The 24,222-nt window shown below is 49.0% G+C and carries 25 protein-coding genes and 1 other annotated feature; of the genes, 6 read left to right on the top strand and 19 right to left on the bottom strand.

Features of this window, described 5'->3' with window-relative positions:
- The first annotated feature begins 9 nt into the window (after positions 1–9).
- From C508_RS0111435 to C508_RS0111420, 4 genes are all read left to right on the top strand, one after another.
- Positions 10–1,149 carry an MFS transporter gene (locus tag C508_RS0111435; protein WP_018703706.1) on the top strand — a complete coding sequence of 380 codons (1,140 nt, stop codon included), beginning with the start codon at positions 10–12 and terminating at the stop codon, positions 1,147–1,149.
- Between the two features lie 521 nt (positions 1,150–1,670).
- Positions 1,671–2,930, top strand: a complete 1,260-nt coding sequence (locus C508_RS0111430; protein ID WP_018703705.1) for a [FeFe] hydrogenase, group A — start codon at positions 1,671–1,673, stop codon at positions 2,928–2,930.
- Between the two features lie 13 nt (positions 2,931–2,943).
- Positions 2,944–3,255 carry an iron hydrogenase small subunit gene (locus C508_RS0111425; protein WP_018703704.1) on the top strand — a complete coding sequence of 104 codons (312 nt, stop codon included), beginning with the start codon at positions 2,944–2,946 and terminating at the stop codon, positions 3,253–3,255.
- A gap of 19 nt (positions 3,256–3,274) precedes the next feature.
- Positions 3,275–3,970, top strand: a complete 696-nt coding sequence (locus C508_RS0111420) for a cytochrome b/b6 domain-containing protein (RefSeq protein ID WP_018703703.1) — start codon at positions 3,275–3,277, stop codon at positions 3,968–3,970.
- A 57-nt stretch (positions 3,971–4,027) separates the two neighbouring features.
- Here C508_RS0111420 and C508_RS0111415 read toward each other — a convergent pair whose 3' ends face one another.
- The 13 genes from C508_RS0111415 to C508_RS18440 form a co-directional block, all read right to left on the bottom strand.
- On the bottom strand, positions 4,028–5,401 hold the full coding sequence (locus tag C508_RS0111415; protein ID WP_018703702.1) for a phosphohexomutase domain-containing protein: 1,374 nt from the start codon (positions 5,399–5,401) through the stop codon (positions 4,028–4,030).
- A 32-nt stretch (positions 5,402–5,433) separates the two neighbouring features.
- Positions 5,434–6,816: a mannose-1-phosphate guanylyltransferase/mannose-6-phosphate isomerase gene (locus C508_RS0111410; protein ID WP_018703701.1), complete on the bottom strand. Its 1,383-nt coding sequence runs from the start codon at positions 6,814–6,816 to the stop codon at positions 5,434–5,436.
- A 239-nt stretch (positions 6,817–7,055) separates the two neighbouring features.
- Positions 7,056–7,367 (bottom strand): XdhC family protein, encoded by a 312-nt coding sequence (locus tag C508_RS0111405; RefSeq protein ID WP_018703700.1) that lies wholly within the window; start codon positions 7,365–7,367, stop codon positions 7,056–7,058.
- The gene (locus tag C508_RS0111400; protein ID WP_018703699.1) at positions 7,336–8,139 is read right to left on the bottom strand and encodes an XdhC family protein; all 804 of its coding nucleotides are present in this window, start codon (positions 8,137–8,139) and stop codon (positions 7,336–7,338) included. The genes C508_RS0111405 and C508_RS0111400 overlap by 32 nt, the downstream gene beginning before the upstream one ends.
- Complete coding sequence (yqeB, locus tag C508_RS0111395; RefSeq protein ID WP_018703698.1) at positions 8,126–8,926, bottom strand: selenium-dependent molybdenum cofactor biosynthesis protein YqeB; 801 nt, start codon at positions 8,924–8,926, stop codon at positions 8,126–8,128. Before yqeB ends, C508_RS0111400 begins: the two co-directional genes overlap by 14 nt.
- 124 nt (positions 8,927–9,050) lie before the next feature.
- On the bottom strand, positions 9,051–10,022 hold the full coding sequence (locus tag C508_RS0111390) for a bile acid:sodium symporter family protein (protein ID WP_026319488.1): 972 nt from the start codon (positions 10,020–10,022) through the stop codon (positions 9,051–9,053).
- A 159-nt stretch (positions 10,023–10,181) separates the two neighbouring features.
- Positions 10,182–10,436, bottom strand: a binding site (T-box leader).
- A gap of 68 nt (positions 10,437–10,504) precedes the next feature.
- Positions 10,505–11,614, bottom strand: a complete 1,110-nt coding sequence (locus tag C508_RS0111385; protein ID WP_018703696.1) for an oxidoreductase — start codon at positions 11,612–11,614, stop codon at positions 10,505–10,507.
- 48 nt (positions 11,615–11,662) lie between these two features.
- Positions 11,663–12,049: a hypothetical protein gene (locus tag C508_RS0111380; RefSeq protein WP_018703695.1), complete on the bottom strand. Its 387-nt coding sequence runs from the start codon at positions 12,047–12,049 to the stop codon at positions 11,663–11,665.
- A 26-nt stretch (positions 12,050–12,075) separates the two neighbouring features.
- Positions 12,076–12,597: a hypothetical protein gene (locus C508_RS0111375; RefSeq protein ID WP_018703694.1), complete on the bottom strand. Its 522-nt coding sequence runs from the start codon at positions 12,595–12,597 to the stop codon at positions 12,076–12,078.
- Between the two features lie 43 nt (positions 12,598–12,640).
- On the bottom strand, positions 12,641–12,883 hold the full coding sequence (locus C508_RS0111370) for a DUF2164 domain-containing protein (RefSeq protein ID WP_018703693.1): 243 nt from the start codon (positions 12,881–12,883) through the stop codon (positions 12,641–12,643).
- Complete coding sequence (locus C508_RS0111365; RefSeq protein ID WP_018703692.1) at positions 12,880–13,911, bottom strand: threonine aldolase family protein; 1,032 nt, start codon at positions 13,909–13,911, stop codon at positions 12,880–12,882. The genes C508_RS0111370 and C508_RS0111365 overlap by 4 nt, the downstream gene beginning before the upstream one ends.
- Before the next feature lie 116 nt (positions 13,912–14,027).
- On the bottom strand, positions 14,028–15,098 hold the full coding sequence (locus tag C508_RS0111360) for an HD-GYP domain-containing protein (RefSeq protein ID WP_018703691.1): 1,071 nt from the start codon (positions 15,096–15,098) through the stop codon (positions 14,028–14,030).
- A 166-nt stretch (positions 15,099–15,264) separates the two neighbouring features.
- Positions 15,265–16,518, bottom strand: a complete 1,254-nt coding sequence (locus C508_RS18440) for a glycosyltransferase family 4 protein (protein WP_018703690.1) — start codon at positions 16,516–16,518, stop codon at positions 15,265–15,267.
- Between the two features lie 274 nt (positions 16,519–16,792).
- On the opposite strand from C508_RS18440, the gene C508_RS0111350 reads away from it, so the two are divergent.
- Entirely contained in the window at positions 16,793–18,730 is a 1,938-nt protein-coding gene (locus C508_RS0111350; RefSeq protein ID WP_018703689.1) for an AsmA family protein, read from the top strand.
- Between the two features lie 75 nt (positions 18,731–18,805).
- On the opposite strand, the gene C508_RS0111345 is transcribed toward C508_RS0111350, so the two are convergent.
- The 3 genes from C508_RS0111345 to C508_RS0111330 form a co-directional block, all read right to left on the bottom strand.
- Entirely contained in the window at positions 18,806–19,318 is a 513-nt protein-coding gene (locus tag C508_RS0111345; RefSeq protein ID WP_018703688.1) for a hypothetical protein, read from the bottom strand.
- A gap of 70 nt (positions 19,319–19,388) precedes the next feature.
- Positions 19,389–20,399 (bottom strand): nucleoid-associated protein, encoded by a 1,011-nt coding sequence (locus C508_RS0111340; protein ID WP_215731971.1) that lies wholly within the window; start codon positions 20,397–20,399, stop codon positions 19,389–19,391.
- A gap of 321 nt (positions 20,400–20,720) precedes the next feature.
- Positions 20,721–21,050, bottom strand: a complete 330-nt coding sequence (locus C508_RS0111330) for a cupin domain-containing protein (RefSeq protein WP_051086811.1) — start codon at positions 21,048–21,050, stop codon at positions 20,721–20,723.
- A 194-nt stretch (positions 21,051–21,244) separates the two neighbouring features.
- Here C508_RS0111330 and C508_RS19515 point away from each other — a divergent pair, with 194 nt between their 5' ends.
- Entirely contained in the window at positions 21,245–22,135 is an 891-nt protein-coding gene (locus tag C508_RS19515) for a cupin domain-containing protein (RefSeq protein WP_018703684.1), read from the top strand.
- 92 nt (positions 22,136–22,227) lie between these two features.
- Here C508_RS19515 and C508_RS0111320 read toward each other — a convergent pair whose 3' ends face one another.
- From C508_RS0111320 to C508_RS0111310, 3 genes are read right to left on the bottom strand one after another with little or no spacing between them, the layout of a single operon-like run.
- Positions 22,228–22,623 carry a PTS sugar transporter subunit IIA gene (locus C508_RS0111320; RefSeq protein WP_018703683.1) on the bottom strand — a complete coding sequence of 132 codons (396 nt, stop codon included), beginning with the start codon at positions 22,621–22,623 and terminating at the stop codon, positions 22,228–22,230.
- Positions 22,624–22,645: 22 nt separating this feature from the next.
- Positions 22,646–23,473, bottom strand: a complete 828-nt coding sequence (locus C508_RS0111315) for a PTS system mannose/fructose/sorbose family transporter subunit IID (RefSeq protein WP_018703682.1) — start codon at positions 23,471–23,473, stop codon at positions 22,646–22,648.
- Complete coding sequence (locus C508_RS0111310; RefSeq protein ID WP_018703681.1) at positions 23,457–24,221, bottom strand: PTS sugar transporter subunit IIC; 765 nt, start codon at positions 24,219–24,221, stop codon at positions 23,457–23,459. Before C508_RS0111310 ends, C508_RS0111315 begins: the two co-directional genes overlap by 17 nt.
- Between the last annotated feature and the right edge of the window lies 1 nt (position 24,222).

Below are 24,222 nucleotides of genomic sequence, written 5' to 3'. Positions count from 1 at the left end.
GTTTTATTCATGAATCGTCGTTCCATTGCTTGGCTAACTAGCGGCCATTTTTTCACAGACCTCAACCAAGGGGCCTTACCAGCGCTACTGCCGTTTCTCATGACGGAACACCAACTCAGTTACGCCGCAGCAGCTGGGTTAATGTTCGCTAATAGCTTGACTTCCTCAATTATTCAACCGCTTTTCGGATTTTATGCGGACCGTCTGGACAGGCCCCGACTCATGCCGTGGGCCGTTCTCTTAGCGGGTCTAGGCTTAGCGCTCCTAGGTTGGTTGGAATCTTACCTTGCCATGTTCCTCGCAGTGGCCATAAGCGGCATCGGAGTAGCCGCCTTCCATCCAGAAGCGGCGCGCTTAGCCAATTTAGCCGCCGGCGACAAAAAAGCTACAGGCATTGGTCTTTTCGGAATCGGCGGCAACGCTGGCTTCGCCGTAGGTCCTTTGCTTGGAACCTTTTTAGTCCTGGCTGGCGGCTTAAAAAACACTGCATTTTTTTTACTTCCGGCTATCTGCATCTGTTTTTTTCTTCAACAGCGAATGCGCCACTTTGGCGCCCTAACCCCAAAAGTCACCGCTACCTCTGTGCAAGCCGAACCGGATAACTGGCCTGCCTTCGGCCGGTTGTCTATTGTTGTTATTTGCCGTTCGATTCTCTTTGCCGGCCTCAATACATTTATTCCGCTTTACTGGATTCATGTGCTGCTACAAAGCCATACCACAGGCAGCAGCGCCTTGACCGTCCTCTTTAGCGTCGGGGTAATCGGCACTTTCTTTGGCGGCCGTTGGGCGGATCGCTATGGTTATCTGCGAGTTATCCGCATAGGCTACTTGCTGCTTATTCCCATTCTCCTGCTTTTTGTTTCTACCGAAGAACCAACTCTAGCCATGATCTTGCTCATTCCCATCGGCATGAGTCTTTTTGCTCCCTACAGTCCTACGGTCGTCCTCGGACAGAAATATTTGCCCCAACGCATGGGCTTTGCCTCTGGCATTACTTTAGGCCTTGCCGTCAGCGTCGGCGGCATAGCGGCTCCAGGGCTGGGATGGCTTGCGGACCAATATGGTCTTTCATTCTCCTTCACCATCTTAACCATATTGCCCGTCATTGCCGCGTTAGCCTCCTATTCACTGCCCAAACCCGCCTCCTAATCACCCAAGATGCTGAAGATGCATTCAAAAAAAGTCCCTCCCGAAGATAGACAGTATATAATACTGTCTATCTTCGGGAGGGACTTTTTTTACAACTCTTTCTATTTCTATAACGCTAAAACACTTCATAACCTCTCTCTTTAAATCCAAATCACAAAAACAAACAATTTACCTATACGAAATATATTTTTATTTAATTTACATTTATTTTCAAACTTCTTTGCAACCTATTGTTTTTCTGTAACTTTACAAGTATACTCAATGTTGTTGCGTTAGTTTTCTTTTTGTATCCAAACAGTAGATGTTTGTTTTCACAATTGCAGTATCTTCTTTTTTCTTCTCCTATCACACTATATCTGTAATTCTCTAAGTTTTATTTATTTTTCTATTTATTTATTTTTATTTGTTATCGTTGACACTTTCTTTTTGTATACACTATCCTGTAAGCAACATAAAAATACTATTTTGTTTTATCTTACTATTACCTGCAACGTTGCTCGCAAGACAGAGGAGGTATCCCGGTGAAAGGCTTTCAAGCACAAGAGCAAACTAGAGTCATAACCATTGACAAGCAGAAATGCAAAGGCTGTGATTCCTGCAAGCAATTTTGTCCTACCCAAGCTATTGACGGAAAATACGGCTCCCAACATCGCATCGACTCGGAAAAATGCATTTTTTGCGGCCAATGCTTAGTTAATTGCCCTTTTGGCGCCCCTCAGGACACCATGGACCCGGTAGATTCTCTCATTGAAAAGTTAAAAGATGAGCGCACAACGGTGGTTGCAACGATTGCGCCCGCCGTACGCGTAGCCATCGGCGAGGAGTTCGGCTTTGAACCAGGATCTTTGCTGACGGAAAAGCTCTATGGAGCGCTCAAAAAGGCCGGTTTTAAAATTCTAGACACCAATTTCACAGCAGATCAAACGATTTTAGAAGAAGGCAGCGAATTAGTAGCCAAAATCCGCCACTACCTGCTAGGAGAACCAGCCGCGCATCACCTCGGTCCCTTGCCTCAATTCACCTCCTGCTGCCCAGCGTGGATACGCTACATAGAATTGAACCATCCCCAACTATTGCCTAATCTCTCCAGCGCTAAATCTCCTATGATGATGGCTGGCGCCCTGGCCAAAACCTACGGAGCTAAAGAAATTTGGAAAACGGCCCCAGAATCGGTTTACGTGGTAGGGGTCATGCCCTGTACGGCGAAAAAGTTTGAAGCGACACGTCCGGAATTTCACAGCGCCGCCTCCTACTGGCGCAAACAAGGACGAGACGCCGATTATCCCGATATCGACACAGTACTCACAACCAGAGACTTAGCTCGCCTGCTCCGCAAGCTAAACATCGATTTCCGTCAAACCGCCGAATTCACCGATGCCGATAATCCCTTGGCTCAATACAGCGGCGCCGGCACTATTTTCGGCAACACCGGCGGCGTCATGGAAGCCGCTTTGCGTTCCGCCTATTACCTTATCACCGGCAAAGAGCTGGCCAATCTAACTTTAACCCCAGTGCGGGGGCTCAACGGAGTCAAGGATGCCTCCATTACCCTGACCGATGCGAAAACAGGCAAGGAAATCACCCTGCGCATAGCGGTAGTTCATGGTTTAAAGGAAAACATTGAACCTCTTTTGGCGCAGGTAGAGGCGGGTAATTCCCCCTATCATTTCATTGAAGTGATGAATTGCCCTGGCGGCTGCATTAACGGCGGCGGCCAGCCGATCTATCCCATGGGCACGTCGTGGATTGACAAATACAAGCCCATGCTGCCCTGGAATTAAGGAGGATTAAGCTGTGGCCAAATACAGTTATGTTGAAAAAGCCGTAAAAATCACCCGCCGTGAATTTCTCCAGCTTACTGGCGTAGCCGGGGCTGTACTCTGGACAGGGGCCTACATCACTACGGACTTGGTGCAGGACCGCACAAAGTACATAAAAATGCGCACCCTGGGTCTTTACAAAGATGACGCCAAAGCAGCTGTGCGGCAAAGCCATAATAACGCCGCTTTGCAGGATATGTACGCGCGCTTTGCTCAAAAGCCCCTCAGCCCTTTGGCGGAGGATTTATTCCACACCCATTATGTTGATCGTACAAAGTTATCTTGATTTTTAGGAGGTGCTTTTGGTGCAACAGGAACCTCGTATTTTGCGTCATCCCCTAGCGTCCCGAATCTTTCATTGGTCTTTGATTCTCGGTTTTCTCCCAGCAGCCCTGAGCGGCTTTGTGATCTGGTGGAAACCAGCTGGTGAAGACTTCGTCAATCTGGCCATGCGCATTCATATTATCGGCGCTACCATTTTTACAGTCGCCTCTATTCTATTCACGATTTTGGCGACTGACCGCGTCGTAGCCTTCATCCGCCATATTTCCGAATGGACGATGAATGATCTGCGCTGGATGCTTGTCGGCGGCGGCTACATGCATAAAATCGTTTTCAAAAAAGAAATTCCTGTTCCTCCCATGGACAAAATGAACTCCGGCCAAAAAAGCATGGGGGCGCTCATGCTGCACGGCGGCATTTTTCTCATGGTCAGCGGCTGGGTACTATACGCCTTCTTACCGATAACCCCGCGCGAAATCGCTTATTGGCTGGGTTTAGGGCACGAATGGATTGGTTTGCTCTTGGGCGTTTCTACCTTAGCCCATATTGGCTTAGGCATTTACAATCAAGCGGAGTTCAAAGCGATGTTCGGCGACGGCACTATCCCTTTGGCGGTAGCGGAAAAGCACAGCCCCCTCTGGGTGGAACGCCATGTAGAGCCGATCGTCTCCGACGACGCCCCGCAAGAGCAGGCGCTCCAGGAGCAAAGTCTCGGTTAGAATAAGTAAAAAATGCCCTTGGCAGCTTTCAAAGCTGCCAAGGGCATTTTCATTTTATTATGCAGGCTCGCCGCCGATTAAGGCCAGCAGCTCCTGGGTCTTGGCTTCCAGCAGCGTCGCGTCGCCTCTTGTTTCCACGTTGAGACGCAGGACGGGCTCGGTATTGGACATGCGCACATTAAAGCGCCACTTCGCATATTCAATGCTGATGCCGTCTGTATAATCCACTTGAGCTTCGCCAACTGCATAGTTGCTTTCAATACGGCTGATGACTTCCTTCCCGTCCGCCACCCGCCGATTGATTTCACCGCTGCAGGGGAATTTTGCCACTCGTTCCGCCACGAGCGCCGACAGAGGCTTGCCTGTCAGGCACATGCTCTCCACTACCAACAGCCAGGGAATCATACCGCTGTCGCAGTACGCAAAGTCTCTAAAATAGTGATGTGCCGACATTTCGCCGCCATAGACGGCGTCTTCGGCGCGCATGCGCTCTTTGATAAAGGCATGGCCGCTCTTCGAGAGCACCGGCACGCCGCCCAGCGCTTCCGTCATTTCCACCGTGTTCCAGGTCAAGCGGGGATCATGAATGATCTTAGCCCCCGGATTCTTGCGCAAAAAGGCTTCCGCCAAAAATCCCACCATATAGTAGCCTTCAATAAACGCGCCTGTTTCGTCGAACAAAAAGCAGCGGTCAAAATCGCCGTCCCAGGCCACGCCCAAATCCGCCTTATGCTCCCGCACTACCGCCGCCGTGGCCTCGCGATTTTCTATCAACAGAGGATTGGGGATACCATTAGGAAAATTGCCGTCCGGACGATGATTTACCTTGATGAACTGCAGAGGCAGCCACGTCTCCAGCGCGTCCAAAATCGGTCCGGCACAGCCGTTGCCTGCATTCACCACCACTTTGAGCGGTTTCAGCTTCATGCGGTTGATATAAGTCAGAAGGTGCCTAATATAGGACTCCATAATCAGCCTGGGCATAATAAAGCCTTTACTTTTCCCCGGCTCCACTTCATGCTTCCATTCTTCTTCCACCGCACGCTGGGCAATCTCTTTAAGCCCTGTATCGCCGGAAATGGGACGCGACTCTTTGCGCACCAGTTTCAAACCATTATAGTCCATCGGATTATGACTGGCGGTTACCATGATGCCGCCGTCCGCTTTTAGATGGGATGTCGCAAAATAAACCATTTCCGTACCGCATAAGCCAATATTCATAACTTCGCAGCCGCCGTCGCTGAGCCCCTCACTAAGCGCTATAGTGAGTTTTTCACTGGACAGGCGCACATCGCGCCCTACTACCACTTTTTCCGCCGCATACATTTGTGCAAAAACTCGGCCGACACGGTATGCCAGCTCCTCATTCAATTCCTCCGGCACCCGTCCCCGGATGTCATACGCTTTAAAGGCTGCCTTAGTCAAATTCATGCCTAATCCTCCTTTTTTATAGTTAGCCTTATTCAGGCTCTGCCGTAAACGTCTTCGAAACGGACGATGTCATCCTCGCCCAAGTAACTGCCGTTCTGTACTTCAATAATTGCCAGCGGGATCCTCCCGGGATTCTCCAAACGATGTTTGGTGCTTTGAGGCACAAAAATACTTTCATTTTCATGCACCATGCGTACCTCATCGCCCACAGTAACCTTGGCGGTTCCTCCTGTAACAATCCAATGCTCGCTGCGATGGTAATGCATTTGCAAACTCAGGCAGCCGCCGGGATTGACTACAATGCGCTTCATTTTATATCCAGGACCTTCCCCCAGCACGCTATAGCTCCCCCAAGGACGATACACTGTGGTATGTTCCTCCGCTTCCTTGCGGCCCAAGCTTTTCAGCTCCGCCACTAAGTCTTTTACCTTTTGCGACTCGCCCTTGCCTGCCACCAAAATCACATCGTCGGTTTCCACGACCAACACGTCCTCCAGGCCAATCCCGGCAATCAGACGGCTGCGTCCTAAAAGCAGCGAATTTTTACAATCCAGCGCCATACAGTCTCCGGCTATGGCGTTGCCGTCGCCGTCTTTCGGAAGCACATCGTAAATCGCATCCCAGGAGCCAATATCATTCCAATAGCCGCCAAACGGAATGGTCAGCACCTGCGTTGATTTCTCCGCTACGGCATAGTCAATAGAGATATCCGGCATCTCTGCAAAGCGTTCACGCAGCGACTCAAGATCAAGCGCTAAAAGCTCGGCAATATCCGGCTGATGCGCTGCAAGCTCTTGCCGCATCGTACCCATCGAAAAGGCAAACATGCCGGAGTTCCAATAGTAATTTCCTGCTTCCAGATACTCCTGCGCCGTTTTTTCATCCGGTTTTTCTTTGAAGGATTCTACACGAAAACCGCCGTCGCAAGGCGTACCCGCCTGAATATAGCCATAGCCGGTTTCCGCCTTGGCCGGTCGAACGCCAAAGGTTACCAGGTGACCCAGTTTGGCCGCCTTCACACCCTCCTTCGCCGCCTGCTGAAACGACTCCGGCGGGCGAATAATATGATCCGCAGGACAAACAAGCAACACTTCATCGTCTCCGGCGTTCAACTCTTCCCGGCAATAGGCCATCGCCAGCGCGATTGCCGGCGCGGTATTGCGAGGCACTGGTTCAGTCACAATGTGAGCCTTAGGCGCGCCGCAGATGGCCAATTCCGTTTTAACATGATGCAGTTGTTCTTGATTGGTCACTACCAAAATGTCTTCCTGCTTAACAATCCCCTTTAGCCTTCCGACAGCTTGGCACAGCAAGGATTGGTCCGTGCCCAACGATAAAAATTGTTTGGGCATGGTTTTGCGGGATAACGGAAACAGCCGAGTCCCGCCGCCACCAGCTAGAATTACCATTTTCATATAACAAGAAGTCTCCTTCCAACCTTGTCCAATAGTTGTACACGAATTTATTCTTTTCTGCGCCAACCGCCGTAATTCCTTCCCACTAAGAAAAACCGCTGCGTGGTCCTCGTGAGAGACGTAACTATGAAAAAAAGAAGGGACTGTGCCGAAACTAAGTTTCAACACAGCCCTTCTCTTTATGGGAAGATTATTCTCGCTCTATAAGCGTCGCTACGCCTTGTTTCTCGGATTAAACCTCAAAGCGCCTGCACAAACAAACTCATCGTCCCGCCGCACACCATGCCTTCATCAGCCGCCACGGCATTCAGCATCTCTATCGTATATACATGCGATTTCCCGGTCTGCAACGCCAAAAGCGCCTGCTGTTTCGCCTCAGCTTCGGTACAGCCGCCGCCAATAGTTCCTTGCACGGCGCCATCGGGCAACACCAGCATCTGACTACCGGCCTTGCGAGGCGTTGAACCTTTGGTTTCGATAATTGTCACCAAAGCGACCGCTTGTCCTCTTTTTTGAAACTCACAAATTTTTTTCAGCAGCGTTGCGTCCATGCCAAACCTCCTGTGCCAAGCGCAGCGGCTGAGCGTTTTTCTTTTGTAAGACCCCCAAAATTTCCGCCGCAATGCTAAGTGCGATTTCCCCAGGCGTTTGCGCTCCCAAGTCCAAGCCGATCGGCGCCTGAATCCTCGCCAGCCACTTCTCTGAGACGCCTTCGTCCGCCAATTGCCGAAAGAGAGCCGCTACACGACGGCGGCTGCCCAGCATGCCCATATAAGCAGGCGTCGTTCCCTTCAAAAGCTGCAAACACAAAAGATCATGCTGGTGTCCTCGCGTAGCCAGAACTACAGCGGTTTGCGCATCAATACGCTCCGCCAGTTGCATCGTTGCCTTGGCAAAATCCTGGCACATGATTTCCGTTCCAGCGGGGAACCAGGCCGACGTGGCAAACTCCGGGCGGTCATCGACAACAATCAGCTCAAAATCTAATAGGCTCAGCATCTGCGCCAAAGCCCGGCTGATGTGACCGGCGCCGAAAATAATCGCCTTGCGAGCCGGCAGCAAACGGTCCCAGAAAATCTGACCACAGCCGCCTGCATCATGCTCCAGACGCAACAATTTCGGCCCCTGCCAGCTTTGTTCTCGAATATACGCTACTGCTTTTTCTGTAAAGTCTTGGCCCCAAAGAACTCCGTCTTGTCGGCCATCTTGATGCAATAGCAGCATTTGCCCCACAGCCGCATCTTCCGGACAAGCCACTAACGTTAACACATCAATCACTTCGCCATTTTGCGCCGCTCGGGCCAAAATTTCATAACAACCCATCGTTTTTCCCCAAATATAACAACGCTTCCACTACACCGCCGCCCACAGCGCGGGCTTTGTCGGAAATGCTAAAACAATGCTCCCTCCGACAGCGCGGGTCGACATCCGCTACCTTCATGCCTGCGTCAACCTGCAGTCCCTCATGCAGCAAGCCGCGCAGCACTCCGGCAATTTGAGTACAAACCGGCTCTTCCCCCGCATAGGCTACCGCTTCCCCTACACACACCGTATCGCCAATCGCCCGTACGCAGCGAAACAGTCCCGCCGCGGGCGCGCGTAGTACCCGTTCCTGCGTATAACCGCCAATCGCTCCTGGAACGCCTGTATTGGGAGCGGCCGCCCCCTTCAGGATCACTCTGCCCAAATCATGGCCTCGGTTTGTTTCAACTACAACATGCACATCCTGCTGCGCGGTGAACCCTGGACCTACGCCGACGACAAGTTCCGCCTGCTCTCTATAGGTACCAGTATTTCGTTTTGCCAGGGTCGCATCCACCAACGCCCAAGGACGCAAATCGCGCCATAACGTCCCTTCCGCATCGACTACCACTGGAATAATGCCTCTTTCAATTGCCGCCGCAGCCTCTGCGGCGCTGCTCAAGACAGCCTCTACGCCCTCTACCTTGCAGCGCCCTTGATATACGGCTTCTGCAAAGGCTACGGTATGCCTAATAACAGTAGGCTGAGGCAATTCACTAATTACCACGCTAAATCCGCAGCGAAACAGGCGATGCGTAATGCCGCTGGCCAAGTCGCCGCCGCCTTTTACCAATACTAAATTTCCCATTGTTTATCTCCTGAAAAATAAGAGGCTGCTCCTTTGGCAGGAACAACCTCCTTTAGTTCAAATGTACAAGATTGATTGTATTATATAGCATTCTTGGTTTCTTTTCAACAAAGCAAGGTTCTCGCTATTTCGCGACAGCCGTTTCCGTCTCTTCCGGCAATTCCATTTGCTCCGACTTGTGGGCCCAATACCCTGCCAATAGGCTGCCGCTAATAAACTGCCAAATGCTGCAGATCGCCGCCGGCAGTGCCGCCATGGGATCCAGATGCGCTAAGGCCAACGCGACAGTTAACCCCGAATTTTCCATGCCAATTTCAAAAGATACCGCCCGGGACTTTTCTTCAGGCATTCCTAAAGACCGTGCCGAACCATAGCCCAGCAGTAATCCCAAGCCATTGTGCAGCACCACCGCTACGCAAAGGATCAAGGCCATCGTCGCCATTTTAGCAGCATTCAGCGCCACTACTGAAGAAAGAATAGTAATAATGCAAACCACTGACAGCACAGGCACAATTTTGCTGATTTTTTCCACTTGCTTGGGTGCTGCCATATGCAGCAATACGCCGGCCGTTACCGGAATCAGCACCATCTTCACAATATCCCAAAGCAACGCTTCCGTATCAATGGGAATCATGGCGCCCGCCAGGAGCAAGAAAATAGTCGGCGTCAATAAGGGCGCCAAAACGGTATTTACGCTGGAAACCGTTACGGAAAGCGCCGTATCGCCTTTGGCAATATAGGTCATAACATTAGAGCCAGTACCGCTGGGGCAGGAGCCTAAAAGTACCATGCCAGCCGCCAGCGCTGCCGGCAGTCCTAACGCTTTTGCCACCAGAAAGCCGACTACAGGCATAATCAAGTAGCGCAGCACGACGCCGTAGAATACATCCTTGGGGCGCGTGAAGACCAAACGAAAATCCTTCAAAGACATGGTCAGTCCCATACCCAGCATAATAACGCCTAACAAGTAAGAGATATACTTGCCGATTGGCTTGAAGGGTTCCGGATTTAGAAAAGCCAGAGCTGAAAATAAAATAACCCATAATGTCATCCAACGGCAAACAAAATCCGCTGTTTTTTCCAATACGTTCCTCATATAAATGCACACTCCCCAATAAAATAAAAATAGTGCTTTTCCATGCTTTGACGCCTGTTTCCGGAATCCACGCGTCCAAACATGTATTCTATGCGTCTGCCGGCTGCGCATGCCGCCAAACGACAAAAAAGCCCCCTGCCCCTTTCAAGTCCAAGGACTGAAAGGGGCAGGAAGCTAAACTCCTGCGGTACCACCCTTTTTACAGACAATATGTCTGCTTCTCATCAGGTCTAACAACCTTAGCAAGATAACGGTTGCACTCCTTGCGGAGCTGAGGCCGGCGCGGCTTACTTTTTGCATTTCAGCGTTGCTGTTCAGGAGTGATTTTTGCCCAATCCTCGCTACCGATTCGCACCAACCACCGGCTCTCTGAAACGATTTTGATTGACCAACGCTCTCCCTCGTTACATTTGTTTTTCTATTTAATTTTCTAAGGCATGTCTTTGTAACGATTATTACTATACTCGTTTACAAATTCTATGTCAAGATTTATTTTTATCCGACAAAACACAACGAATGCCTTGCGGGTTGAAACAGCCGTTGCAAGACACGCAGGAGGCCTTTTCCTGCCCGGCCGCCAAGCGTTTCACTAAATCCGGTTCGCAAATAAAAGCGCGGCTCATAGAAACCAAATCCGCCTTGCCTTCATTGATCACCTCTTGCATAACCGCGCGCGAACGCATGCCTCCCACTAAAATTACAGGCACTTCTACTGACGCCTTAACCGCTTCCGCCGCCGCAAGAAAATAAGCTTCATCTTTAGCCGTGCGAATGCCAGGTTTGGCCATAACCAGGCGGTTTTCCTTAATCGTGCCGCCGCTAAGCTCAATGGCGTCAACCGAAGCAGCCGCAAATTTTTTAGCGTATTGCACAACCTCCGACCGAGACAACTGCGGCTGTATAGTTTCCGGCAATCCATCCGTGGTGTTCAGTTTAATCCAAAGGGGAAAATTCGCACCTACCGCTTGACGCACAGAAGCTACCACTTCTAAGGGAAAGCGAACACGTTTTTCCCATGAACCGCCATATGCATCCTCCCGGCGATTGGTATACGGCGAGAGAAACTGCGCTAATAAATAGCCATGCGCCATATGAAGCTGCACGCCGTCACAGCCAGCTTCCTTCGCTCGCCGCGCCGCCGCCGCATAGTCCTGCACCAATTGCTGCAATTCCGTCTCGCTTAGCGCCCGCGCCGTCTGGACTCCTGCTTCATCAAAAAGATCGCTTGGCGCCACCGGCATTTCCCCTGCAATAATTTCCGGGACCGTTTGCCGCCCGGCATGGGCCAACTGCAGCACCAGGCGCGCCTCATGCTTGTGAACCAACCTTGTCAGCTCCCGCCAGCCCTCTACATATTTATCATCCCATATGCCGTTTTGCTTTTGCGCCGCCCGCCCGTGCGGATGCGCCACATAGGCGTGCCCCGTAATGATCGTACCCACTCCGCCTGCTGCCAGTTGCTCATACAAAGCTGTCTTTTCTGTTGTAATTAGACCATCCGGCGTTCCCAGCCAATCCTCCGTCGCCGAACGTACAATGCGGTTTTTAAGCGCCATTCGGCCAATAACGCAAGGAGAAAACAAATTTTTCATTTTCCACACCTCTTTCCCCTAAAATACAAAACGCAGAGAAACCGTCTTCTAGTCATCGTCTCCCTGACTGTGATAACCGAATTTGGCGTTCATGGTCCAGCTTTTCCATGATTTTACCGGCGCAGGCACTACAAAAAGCATTTCCTGCGTTCCTCCCGGCGGTATATAACAAGCCTGCGCACGCATGTCTTTGGCATGAACAGACACTTTGGAGCCATCATGGCAAAGAAGCACTAGATTAGGCTGAAACCAATCAATTCGATCCACGGTTTTGCCGGCAGGGCTATTGCTGAAATAGCCTCGAATATACAAAGAACCCTGCGCCTCATCAATAATTGTAGTTTGCCAAGTCATCGGCTGCTTCGCTGACGCGGCGCCGCCCCAAACAGTCAACACTAACAAGCAAAGGCACAGCGCCCATATACTTTTCTTCATTCAAAGATCCCTCTTCCTGTTCCCTTTTATTGAGCCTTTTTCCTCACTGCGTCCCAATCAATTCCTTGTCCTGCATAAAGATACCGATAGGCCGCTTTTTCTTTGGGGTTATTGCCGCCATACGCCCGAATCAAAAACAGCGTCGCTTCCTTATAGGTTCGCGCCTGAGCGAGCAAACCCGCGCTGGTCGCACCGGTTCCCACATGCCGCTGCACCGGATCCATCGCCGTGTCCGACAAGTTTAGACGCTCTACATCGCCCGCCTGCTTACTCACTTGCTGCACTGCTGCTACATAGGCATCTATCTTTTCTTTATCCGCATCGAAGACGTATTGCCCTTTAAGAATGTCTCCGGCATGCTCTAGTTCCGCCTTCCAAGCCTTGCAATACTCGCTCGTCACATAATTCAGCTCATAGGTCGATCGCCCTGTATTTAAATCTGCCGCAAACGCTTGATCAATCGGATTGTCCGAAAGATCCTGCGCTTGAGCTGCGCCTCCCAGCAAAGTCATTACCCATAAAGCCATGCATAAAATTATTTTCTTCAAAGATATCCCTCCTATTCTTTTTTCTCCTTAACACCCTGTCGCCTTACGCTTTGATTCTTTTTTCCAAAACAAAGAGCTCTTCCGTTTTTTGCTGCATCAACTTCTGAGCATCGGAAATCGCTTGATTGTAAATATAAACGCCGATGTCGGACAAAATAAACTCTAACAGCAAGGCTGCTTGAAATTCGCTAAGTTCTTCTTCACGCTCTATGCTGTAGTAGTTCTGCAAATTCGCTATGAGCATTTTTTTAGTTTCCGGCGCTAGCGCAATTACAGCTTGCTTCATCGGCCAGCATTCCCTTTTAAAGCGATAGCAAACGCCTCTACCGCCGCTTCCTCCGTCGCCCAAGATGTCACAAGGCGAATAGCGGAATGGCTTTCATCCACCGCTTCCCATACATAAAATGAAAATTTCTCTTCCAGCTTGGCAATTAGTTGATTAGGCAGCACAGGAAACACCTGGTTGGTCACCGTTGGCGCTAAAAGCGAATAACCAGCTTCAGCAATCGCTTGGCGCAGTCGCGCCGCCAACGCATTCGCGCGTCGCGCTAGTTCAAAGTACAAACCGTCTCGGAACAATTCTTGAAATTGCACGCCCATCACTTGCCCTTTTGCTAAAAGAGCGCCTTTTTGTTTCATTTGATAGCGAAAATCCTTCTTAAGTTCTTCTTTGACAATAACCAAAGCTTCTCCCAATAAAGCGCCGTTTTTTGTACCGCCGATATAAAACGCGTCCGCCAAGCGGCAAAGTTCTGGCAAGTCCACATCATTTCCCGGCGCGCAAAGAGCGGAACCAAGCCGGGCGCCGTCTACATATAAATATAAATCCAGGCGTTCGCAAAGGTTCTTTAACTCCTGCAGCTCTAAAGCCGAGTACAACGTCCCGATTTCCGTAGGCTGTGAAAGATACAATAAGCGCGGCTTAACCATATGCTCATCGCCATGCGATAAAACCATGGCTTCTACAGCCGCTGGACTCACTTTGCCGTCTATTGAAGGAACACTCAGCACCTTATGTCCAGTTGCCTCAATCGCGCCTGTTTCATGCACCAAAATATGACCGCTTTGCGCCGCTACGGCCGCCTCATGGGGTCGCAAAAAAGCCGCCAAGGCTGTCAGATTGGTCTGTGTCCCTCCCGATAGGAGGTGAATCTGCACCGTCTCATTCTCCACAAGCTGCTTCAGCAGCTTCACAGCCGCCTGTGTATAACGGTCCAAGCCATACCCTTCGGCCTGCTCAAAATTGCACGCGCCTAACGCTGCCAGCAGCCTCGGATGCGCCCCTTCGCTATAATCATTTTTAAAACTATACACGTCTTAACCCTCGCTTCTGTTTTGATAAATATTTTATTATGTTATTCCCTCAAAACTAAAGAAGCTCCTGCCGGCTGCCTAAACGCAGTTGCAGACGAGCTTCTTTTTTTCATATGTTAGCTGTTTTTCCCTTGATTTGTCCAGAACTGAGCCACATCGCCGGTCAATCTAAACTGTAGCTGCGGTTCTACTTCCAAATCAATATACTCATCATTTCCCGATAATTTGATTAATGGCCGCAAGGTCAACAGCTTCGAAAATTGAATAATATTTCCTTTTCTGTCGTCGTCTAAGGTTACATCGGCCCCAATTAACATTTCTTTCAGCCGCTCTACCAAGGTCAAGCATAATACAGGATTCAAGCGGATGTGCATCTCTTCCAAAATCATCGCCAGCGCCGCTAAAACAGCGCCATTTTTCTGTTTTGAACAAAAGGAAATATACTCGTCCACTACCGCGACAATTTGCGCCTCCATGGGAATGTCGCTGCCTTCGCGACGTTCCGGATAGCCGCTGCCATCCAGACGTTCCCGATGGTATAGTACTCCTTCCAACACCTTCTCCGGCAAATCATTCCCCTGTAGCATCTGAAAGCTGTAAAAAGGATATCCCTTAAATACAGATAACTCATGAGGCAGCAAGGAGTCCTGTTTTTTCAAAATACGCTCGGGAACCCGAATTTTCCCTATATCATGCAGTAATCCTGTTATCAACGCCGCTTTAACACACTCTGCATCAAATTTGCTCCAAAGCGCTAAAAGCCCTGACAACATCCCCACATGCAAACTATGAACAATTAAATCCTCATCATACTGACCCGCTATATTCAACACATGAAAAATATCCGGCTGGTGCACAGCGGTTAGCGCCTTTTCCGCCAATTGCTTCACTTGCCCATCTTGAAGAGCCGCTCCTTTGCGCAGAGACTGAAAGATGTCCTGCATCCCGCCCAGCAGCAGCTTGTACGTACGTCCTGCTGCTTCTTTCGGCATAGCCGGCTGTTCTTCAATATATACGCTCAGTTCCTTTTGTCCAGCGCGTTTGAGCCACCGAATCAAGCGAGCCGTAACGATACTTCCTTCACTAAAAAACACAGGGCGATCTTCTTCAAAAAAGACCGGCTCCGCTACAATCATACCTTCATGTATTTCATCCAAGGAAAGACGTTGTTTCTTTCTTATCGTCACAAGTGCTTCCTCCAAAAATCATGCTGCTACCGCAAACCAGCTATTCATCACTCCAACTTCCTGCTCCGGCTACACTTTCAACAACAGTCATTCTTCCTCTGCAAAAGTCTCGCCTTTGCAGGTCTTGCGACCCATTTCTTCCACCTCTATAGATTATAGCAAAAATTTAACTGTTTCGAAAACGATTCCGGCCTATCTTTTTCTTATTTTTTTCAATAAGTGTTTCATAATAACTCAGCCTACGCTCCACTAGCATCCGCCAAGAATACCGATGCGCTACGCTCAGCGCTTCGGCGCATAAGGAATTATAGTCTCTATCATTCAGCCGCAGCACCCTCAAAATATGCTCCGCCAAGCCAAGAGCATCCTCTGGCTCAACCAAGCCTCCTACCGCAAAGTCAGCCAAACCGCCGACACGGGTTGCCACAATCGGCTTGCCGCAGCCCATAGCCTCTAAGGCGGCAATGCCAAACCCTTCTGTACGAGAGGGCAACACGCTCAAGGTCGCCAGATTATGAAGCAGCGCCAATTCTTCCTGCGGACAATGACCTAAATAAATTACATTCTCTAACGAATAGGGTCCGGAAATTCCTTGGCAAATTTGCGTCAAATCACCGCTCCCTAAAATCAGCAATGCCGCCGGATGATGCTGCTGAATGATACGGTTAGCCTGCAGCAATACATCGATGCCTTTGGTTTTTGATACTTTGCCGCAAAAAGCAATCAGCGGCAATGCTTCCAAATGCGCTAGACCTAATCGTTCTAGCACCTGCCGACGATTAAGGCGCACCGGCTGGAAAAGCTGTTGATTATAGCCATTCGGAATCGTAACGACCCGCTCTGGCGTCAGACCGTACAAACGAAGCACTTCTTGCTTTACATAATCGGAAATCGCAAAAATAAAACCGGCGTTACCCGCTGACTCCAAAATGAGTCCGCGCATTCGCTCGTCATACAGAAAGCCAAGCTGGTCACTATGATGCGCAACTGCAATATAAGGGTAGCCGAGTTCATGTACAACTCGGTCCAACGCCCATATATGCTGACATTCCACTATATCCGGCCGGAACTCATTTAGCAGTTGCTGCAATTCCTGTTTCATATACCCGAAATACGCCCGCAATTGGGCCCGGCTTAATTTCTTGAAAGTCCAAGCGTCATGATAGTTACGCGGATTAGGATCCGGAATAATAAGCGGAAAAGTATACAACTCCACTCCGGCGTAAGTGGTTGGAAAGGCCGCGATCCGATAGCGTTCGGGGTGTAAATAGTACTTGTCGTTATCAACGCCCGGCAAACCGGTATCAGGAAAGAAGGCCATAACTTCATGCCCCCGCCGCGCCAATTCCTGCATGACGGCATCCGCCACCGTGCCACTGCCGGTTCCCCAAGGCCCTGTATTGGTGAGCAAAATTCGCATTCTCTCCCTCCTTCGCAACTACACAACTTTCATTCCGAATTTTCTTTCTTCATTTCTTAATCTCCTGCTTTAACAAATAAAGGCCGCTGCCATTTCCCAAAATACGGCAACAACCTTTTCTCATTTCCAATATTTTATTTTTTACTGGTTAAAGATATAATTCGCAGTCAAATGCACAGGGGAAACTGAATCCCAACGAGAAGATACATACATATATTCCCATGGTCCACTGCCTTGCCTGCCACGCAACGTAACATCGGGAGGTGACTGCCCCGTGATCCAGCAGAATGAAACCCCGGCGCCAGAAAAAAGGAGCATCGGAAGCAAGAAAAAAATCTTTTCGATCTTATTCATTGTACTATTACTGCTAGGATACTTCTGGTTTCAATCTGTCGCCTGCCAAATTCAGCAAGAAGCAAAAGAATCTCTCCTTGCACAAGCTAATGCAGCTATAAACGGCCAGATTGTCGCAGCTGCCATTGACTTAACCATCCTCGGTGTCATCGAAGCTAAAAACGTGCAAATTCTAAACGCTACGGGTGAACAATTAGCTACCATTGAACGGATACAACTGCACTATGATTGGCTTGATTTGCTAAACAGACAGCTTGGTCCCCATTTGATTACCAGCGTAACTATAGAACGGCCAGAAATATGGCTCACCTATACTCAAGAAAGCTCAAACTGGAACGGCTTGCTTAAACCCAAGACAACTGAAGAAAGTCAGTTTGCCGCACTTGTAGAAATTCGCGATGGCACGGCACATATACAAACAAATTTTTTCACCAAAACGGTCGAACAGCTTCACGGTCAAATTGATTTTCACCAAAATGACCCATTTGAACTTTCCATCGCCGGACTTGCAGATCAAGCCACCTTCATGCTCGCCGGACAGTGGGGAGATTTTGATAAGGCAAAACTCTCCTTAACCGCCAGGAAACTGGATCTGAACAAGCTGGGACTGACCTCCTCCGACGACTCTATTAAAATAGCCGAAGGTTTTCTTGACGAACTGCTTATACAGCTTGGTAAAAAGCCAGACGGCGCCATGGAGATACAACAATTATCGGGAAGCTTCTCGAATGTTTCCCTCACCGGCTCCGTCAATTTGACCCAGTGTAGCGCCAGTTTTGCCAAACAAGATAACCGCATCTACTTTCAAGACATCCATACGCTATATCACGAACAACCTGTCACCGCCACTGGAAGCCTATCCATAATACCGAATGAAAAAGATCTGGATTTTACGCTCCAAATGCCGGCTGGCGACCCTGCCGCACTACTGCCCGGCTTAAATGTCAGCGGTCCTTTTGCTATGCAAGCCAGCCTTAGCGGCTCAGCCCTCGCCCCTGTGCTAACTGGCGATTTCACGCTTGGCAGCCTTCGCTGCGGCAACGCAATCATCACTAATATTAACGCCTCTTTTTCTTACACCGGCCAACAGCTGCGTCTGCACTCTGCTTATGGAGACACGACTGGCGGCTCCCTTGCCGCCAGTGGAACGATTGGCATGAATGATACGAAAGAACTAGCCCTTGCCATCTACATGCCAGACGGAAACCCCTCAGCCATCCTGCCAAGCCTAAGTGCCAACGGCCCGTTGGTAATCGACGCTCGCCTTTCCGGTTCAGCAGCAACGCCGCTCTTAACAGGGGAGTTCTCTCTTGCCAGCCTTCTATTGAGTGACATGTCCGTCCAAAACATCTATGGATCGTTCTCATATGAAGGGCAAGTTTTGCACTTGCAGTCCGCTCATGGCAACACGACCGGCGGCTCCATTTCAGCCAGCGGCCCTGTCGATACGGCGGCGGAAAGTTACTCCCTATCCCTATCCGGGAGCGGTCTCGATAGCTCACGCCTAACAGCCAAAGATGTATCCGGTCCTTTATCAATGTGGGGAACAGCCTATGGGCACGGGAATTCCGTCACCACCCAAGGCCGCTTTTCCATTCAAAATGGTAAAGCTTACGGCGTAAACTTTCGAACGCTTTCTGGCGACTTTATCAAAGAAGGTTCTGCCGAAGCACAAGTCAGCAATCTGAGCATCCAAACCGATTGGGGAACTTTTTATCCCGACCAATTAAGTCAAGAGATACTGGAACAGCTGCGCCAAAACAACTTCCCCACAAGCGAAGAAGCATTAAAAGAAGAAGTAACGAAGAAAGTAAAAAAAGCAATCACCGACAAACTGCGCGAAGAACTCTTTCGATAACAACCGCCCTCAATGGCAGATTACCTCGAAACAACGAAGTGAGGAGAACCACCCCCTCGCTTCGTTTCCTAAAATTCACGAATATGGAGACTCATATTTTTCTACAAAAAGCCCCTTCTTTGTAATTTCTTCAATGACCTTTTCGCAAGATTGATAACTACCAACATACATATAATAATCATAACCAAAATGAATAAACATCGTATTTTCTTTTTCTAGTTTACACCAAATATCTTCTCTCAAAATCATCCTAGACAGATTTTTTATTGCTTCTACATTTATAACATCATTTTCTTTTAAATTGTAATATAAATTAATCATCTCATCAGAATATACATCATCTTTTCGTTTTTGAAATTTACGTTTTTCAAGGCCATCGACATTTAATGATGTTATATTATTACTACTCATAAACGCCATTATTGTATCAACATAAGCGTTTTCTACAATAACATAATCTTCCTTGGTAAATTTGTAGCCGTTAAATTCATCCCCAATTTGAGAAAATGATGTCCACTCATTCTTAGTATATCTCCCTAGTTCATCACGATAGTCAGGTTTATATTTTGTTATACGCCAAGAAAACATTTTCTAATCTCCTATCCGAGTTAAACTAGGACAACAAAGGGAGGATTCCGTTTTTCGATTATTTCTCGTTTTATCTATTGATAATCTTGCCGATATTTTTCAAGGCAATGGAAATGGTCCCGTCCGGATTGTTAATAAACTCCATATACTCTTTGTTCTCAAAATAGTCCACAGGAAAAGAAATCTCGATTCCTGTATCGGTCTTTATCTTGTGCTGCCTGCCTTTTTTAGCGCAAAATTCCCGATCAATACGCACAGCCTCACTAATGCCTGCTTTATGTACTTCTTCCAAATACTCTTGCTGCATCGCTGGCGAAGTATGAAAAACCTCTCGCCCTACTTGCACTGGATCCAGATATTCCGAACTTTCCGTGTGCTCCACCATCAGCGTCTTGGCTTTAGTAACCGCCGCCACAGCGCTTTCGCCATGATTTTCCGCCACTTTTTTAGCAATCGTATTAACCAATTTCATGGTACGCTGCGGCGAAATACTGCTAGTACAGAACAATACTTTTTCCGGCAGAATATAGGCTTCTTCCCCATTCACCAGACGCTTTTTGTCAACAAAGCGCACAGCAAACGAGGACGCATCAATGAAGGCGTATTCATCAAGCTTCTGCGCCAAGCCCGGTAAAATTGCATAGTGATTGATAATCTCGTTCTTTATTTTATCGTCTTCCTGCACCACCTGATGGGTAAAACCTACCCGGTTATTACATTTCAACAAAACCACATATCGCCGTTCGTCGATTGCAACATCACATACAATTAAATCTGCGGACTCCCACTCGTCTTCTTCCGACATAGCCGCATGGAGCCGTTCCGCCATGGACATGGAAAAATCAATAAAACCTGTACGCTGCGCCAAATAATCCTCTACCAGCCTCCGGCAAGGGCTCTCCGGTAAAAAAACGCCGTTCTTCGCATTCTGATCTTGATGAGATTTTTCCAAATGCTTGGTCAAAAATGAAATTACACTTTCGCTATGCACGTCCAATTCCCGCTCAGAAAACACCGTCACCCCGGAATTGACATCTAAAATATGCAAAATCGCCTGCCTGATAATTAACACTCGGCTCACCTATTCCTTCATTGCAGTTTTATTCTTCTATAGATTATACAGTAACCAATCAAAAGAAGGAAACCGGGGGATATGGGAATTGAACAGGAGAACCGGAGTCACGCGAGGATGCGCAGGAGGGCTACGAGGTATAATTTTCAACAGGAATAAAGGGAGTAGAAGAAGGATACGACAGTTATGCCGCCATTTATAAAAAAGATCTTGCCCCTTGAAAACCTTTTTCGCGTTTTTCGTGTGTTTGGCGGTTCGTTTTATAAATCCTGGTATATTAAAAAAGACCGCTTCCGCCAGTCAACCTAGCGAAAGCGGTCTTTGGCTGTCTCAGTCCAGATAATCTTCCCGCACCGGCACGAAAACCTCGATCGCCACTGCGTCTTCGAGCGTTTGTGCTGAATGCACCACATCCCCTGGAATGGCCCAGCTATCACCAGGTTCCATCTCCTGCTTTTCGCCACCAATGTCTAGAACAATGCGGCCAGATACCAAGTAGCCAATTTGCTCATGGGGGTGGCTGTGCGCCGGCAATTCCGCTCCCGCCTTCAGCTCAAACTGAGTCATTAAGCCTTTTTCTCCATAAGCCAGTGTTTTTCGTCCCAGTCCAGGCAGCATTTCCTGTGTCGCTTTTGTATGTTTTACAATCACTTTTCGCATCCTCCCTCAATTTGCGCTAAAACCACTGCTGACCCTTGCAACTCCCAAAGACTTTCAAAAAAAGAGTTCTTCTTTTTTTGCTAAAAACCTTCTGTATACCCCATACCTGCCATTTTCCCATTTCCAAGCAGGATTAGGCAGAAATTTACAGAATTTAAAATCATTACCTATTTTTAGAAAAGGAGTTGTATTTTATGAAATTTAAAGTCAAAACATTTCTCTGTCTCGCCGCTGCGCTTTTTCTTTTCGGCGCCGCCATTTGCGCAGCGCAAAGCGCTATTCCCACAGGCCTAACCGATTCCACGCCAAACACGGCGGTCTTAGCTGCCTACGACGACTGGTACGCCGCCGAAGCAAAGCCCAATGAAGCAAAAATAGCCAGCAAAACCATCTTCACTTCCCCCCGTTGCGTAGTCATGCTGCGTGACGGCGGCAAAGGAACCTTAGCCAAAAGCCACTTTCATTCCACAACCGATGAAATCGTCGTCGTCATGGGCGGCAGCGGCGAGCTCTTGATCAACGGCGAGTGGAAGCAAGTCAAAGCCGGTGATGTACATATCAACCCGCGCGGCAACATTCACGCTACCCGCGTTGCAGGCAGCGACGACCTAAAATTTGTTTCTATTTTCACACCGGTTCTGCCTAACGGCGGCGACGCCAACTTCCTCACCGACGGCAAAGCGCCGGTTATTCCTGTCGGCCTAAGCGATTCCAAGCCGCCGACTGCAATCTTAGCCAATTATCAAGAATGGTACAAAGTCAACGCAAAACCGGAAGATCCCAAAATTGCCAGCCAAACCATTTTCACCTCGCCTCGCTGCGTGGTCATGCTTCGTGACGGTGGCAAAGGAACTTTAGCGAAAAGCCATTTCCATTCCACAACCGATGAAATCGTCATTGTCATGGGCGGTAGCGGCGAACTCTTAATCAACGGCGAATGGAAACAAGTCAAAGCTGGCGACGTCCATGTCAATCCTCGCGGCAACGTGCATGCTACCCGTGTTGGAGCTGATGAAGACTTGCAGTTCGTCTCCATTTTCACCCCCGCTTTGCCTGCCGGCGGCGACGCTAACTTCCTTGAATAACTCCTCCACCTAGACTACTGCGATTCTGATCTCCCCCGAAAAGGAGCCAACTGTTCTTGCGCAAGCAGGAACAGTTGGCTCCTTTTTTCACTTTAATTCTTTGCATTTACGCAACAAACGCCGCCCAGACCGGCAGCCACTGCCCTCTCTGTTAGTTCCTCTAGCGAAAGTCCTTCACGACGACTAAGCACTTCCAAAAGCATGGGCAGATTGACGCCTGTCACGACCTTTATTTCTTCGCTTTGCGCCGCTAGCACGGCGGCGACATTGCAGGGCGTGCCACCAGCTAAGTCGACCAGAACTAATACGCCAGCTTTTTGTTTTACTTCATCCACAGCCTGCCGCAATGCCGCCGCATAATCCGACAGCGACGTCCCTGCCGCCAAAGACGCCGCCCCCGTTTGTACCGTCGGTCCTAAAATCATCTCCGCCGTCTTTAAAAGTTCTCCACACAATCCGCCGTGACTGGCTACTATAACTCCTATCAAAAAAACGCCTCCCCAAAATACCTCATACTAAAATTTTGAAATACGCCCCGCCAAAACCGACAACAAACATCAAACCTAAAATCCACAGCACAGACTTGCCTTTTTGCAGCAAATACCAAACCAGCAGTAATGTCAACAAGCTTAACAAACCAGGCATAATGCTGTTCAGCATGGTTTGCAGCTTCACTGCCGTTTTACCGATTTCAAAAGTAATGCCTGTACTTACAGGAATGCGCGTCGCCGCCAAAGCCCCAACGACAATCAAGCCCAACACGGTTAACCCTTCCGTAATCCGGCTGACCAAGTCGCCTTCCAGCATTTTCGATAAGGCGTCCCGCCCCAAGCGATACCCTTGCATATAAAGAAAATAGCCAATGCCCATAGTATAGGTTGTAAAGCAGAAGAAAAAGAAAAGAGGCCCCAGCACCGATCCTTGCGCTGCCATGTCTACCGCAATAGCCAGTAAAATGGTTTTCACCAACCCTTGGGTCACCGTATCACCTACGCCGGCTAACGGCCCCATCAAGCCGGTTTTCAGACTATTAATCGTCTCATCAGACAATTCCGCGCCGTTGGCGCGCTGTTCCTCCAATGCCGCCATAATGCCCGGCACCACGGAACCAATGTTTGGCTCTGTATTAAAAAACTGCAAATGCCGCTTAAGACCGGCGGCAATATCTGCCTTATCTTTATATAAGCGCGTCAGAATGGGAATCATTGCATGCGTAAACCCCAACGCTTGCATACGTTCATAATTGTGGCAAGACTGACAAAAACTATGCCAGCATAAAAACGATTTAACCAAATCTCCTTTGGTGAGAACCACCTTATCTTTAACGTCGTTTTCCACTTTTCTCTCCTCCAATCCCATACCGATAGGTCACATGCAAAAAGGCCAATGCTGTACCGATAATGCTCGCTGCCAAAATATCCAGTTTGCCATAGGCTGCCATGGCAAAACCCAAAAACAAAAAGGGTAGCAAATATCCCCGAGAAAGATATTTCAACAGCAACCCTAAACCCAACGCTGACAACAACCCTCCTGTCACACGCAGCCCGTCGACCACTTCCTTCGGCAAGGCGTCCAGCAGCTGTTTCAAATAATCCCCGCCCACATAGATCGCTAAAAAAGTAGGGATAAAGTACAGTGCAAAGGGAACCAGTTGGGATGCGCCAATATTCATAAGGATAATCCCCCTAGTATCTCCCTTTTCCGCATAACCATCCGCTTTATGTACCCAAAGAGAGTTTATCGTCAGCTTCGCCTGGCGAATAAACAAGCCCAACAATCCCAGGGCCACCGCAAAGGTAATGCCTGCACTCGGCGGCTGCCCGGAAATCATGGTCAAAGCCACTGCCAAATACCCTGCAAGCGCCAAATCCGCCGGCAATGTCGCCCCGGTAGCAATATAGCCAATATAGGCCATTTGAATCATAGCCCCAGTCTGTACCCCATACGATACATCTCCTAGAATAAGCCCTACCAGCAAGCCGCCCATCAGCGGCGCTCCCATGTAGAGAGTCCAGCTCAGAGATAATGAAAGAAGTCCTCCGGCCAACCAAGTCAATAGCCCAATCAATACCGCTTCTACAAACAAA

Source organism: Anaeromusa acidaminophila DSM 3853, from assembly GCF_000374545.1.
Classification (GTDB): Bacteria; Bacillota; Negativicutes; order Anaeromusales; family Anaeromusaceae; genus Anaeromusa; species Anaeromusa acidaminophila.
This window is presented reverse-complemented; position numbering and strand designations above follow the sequence as displayed.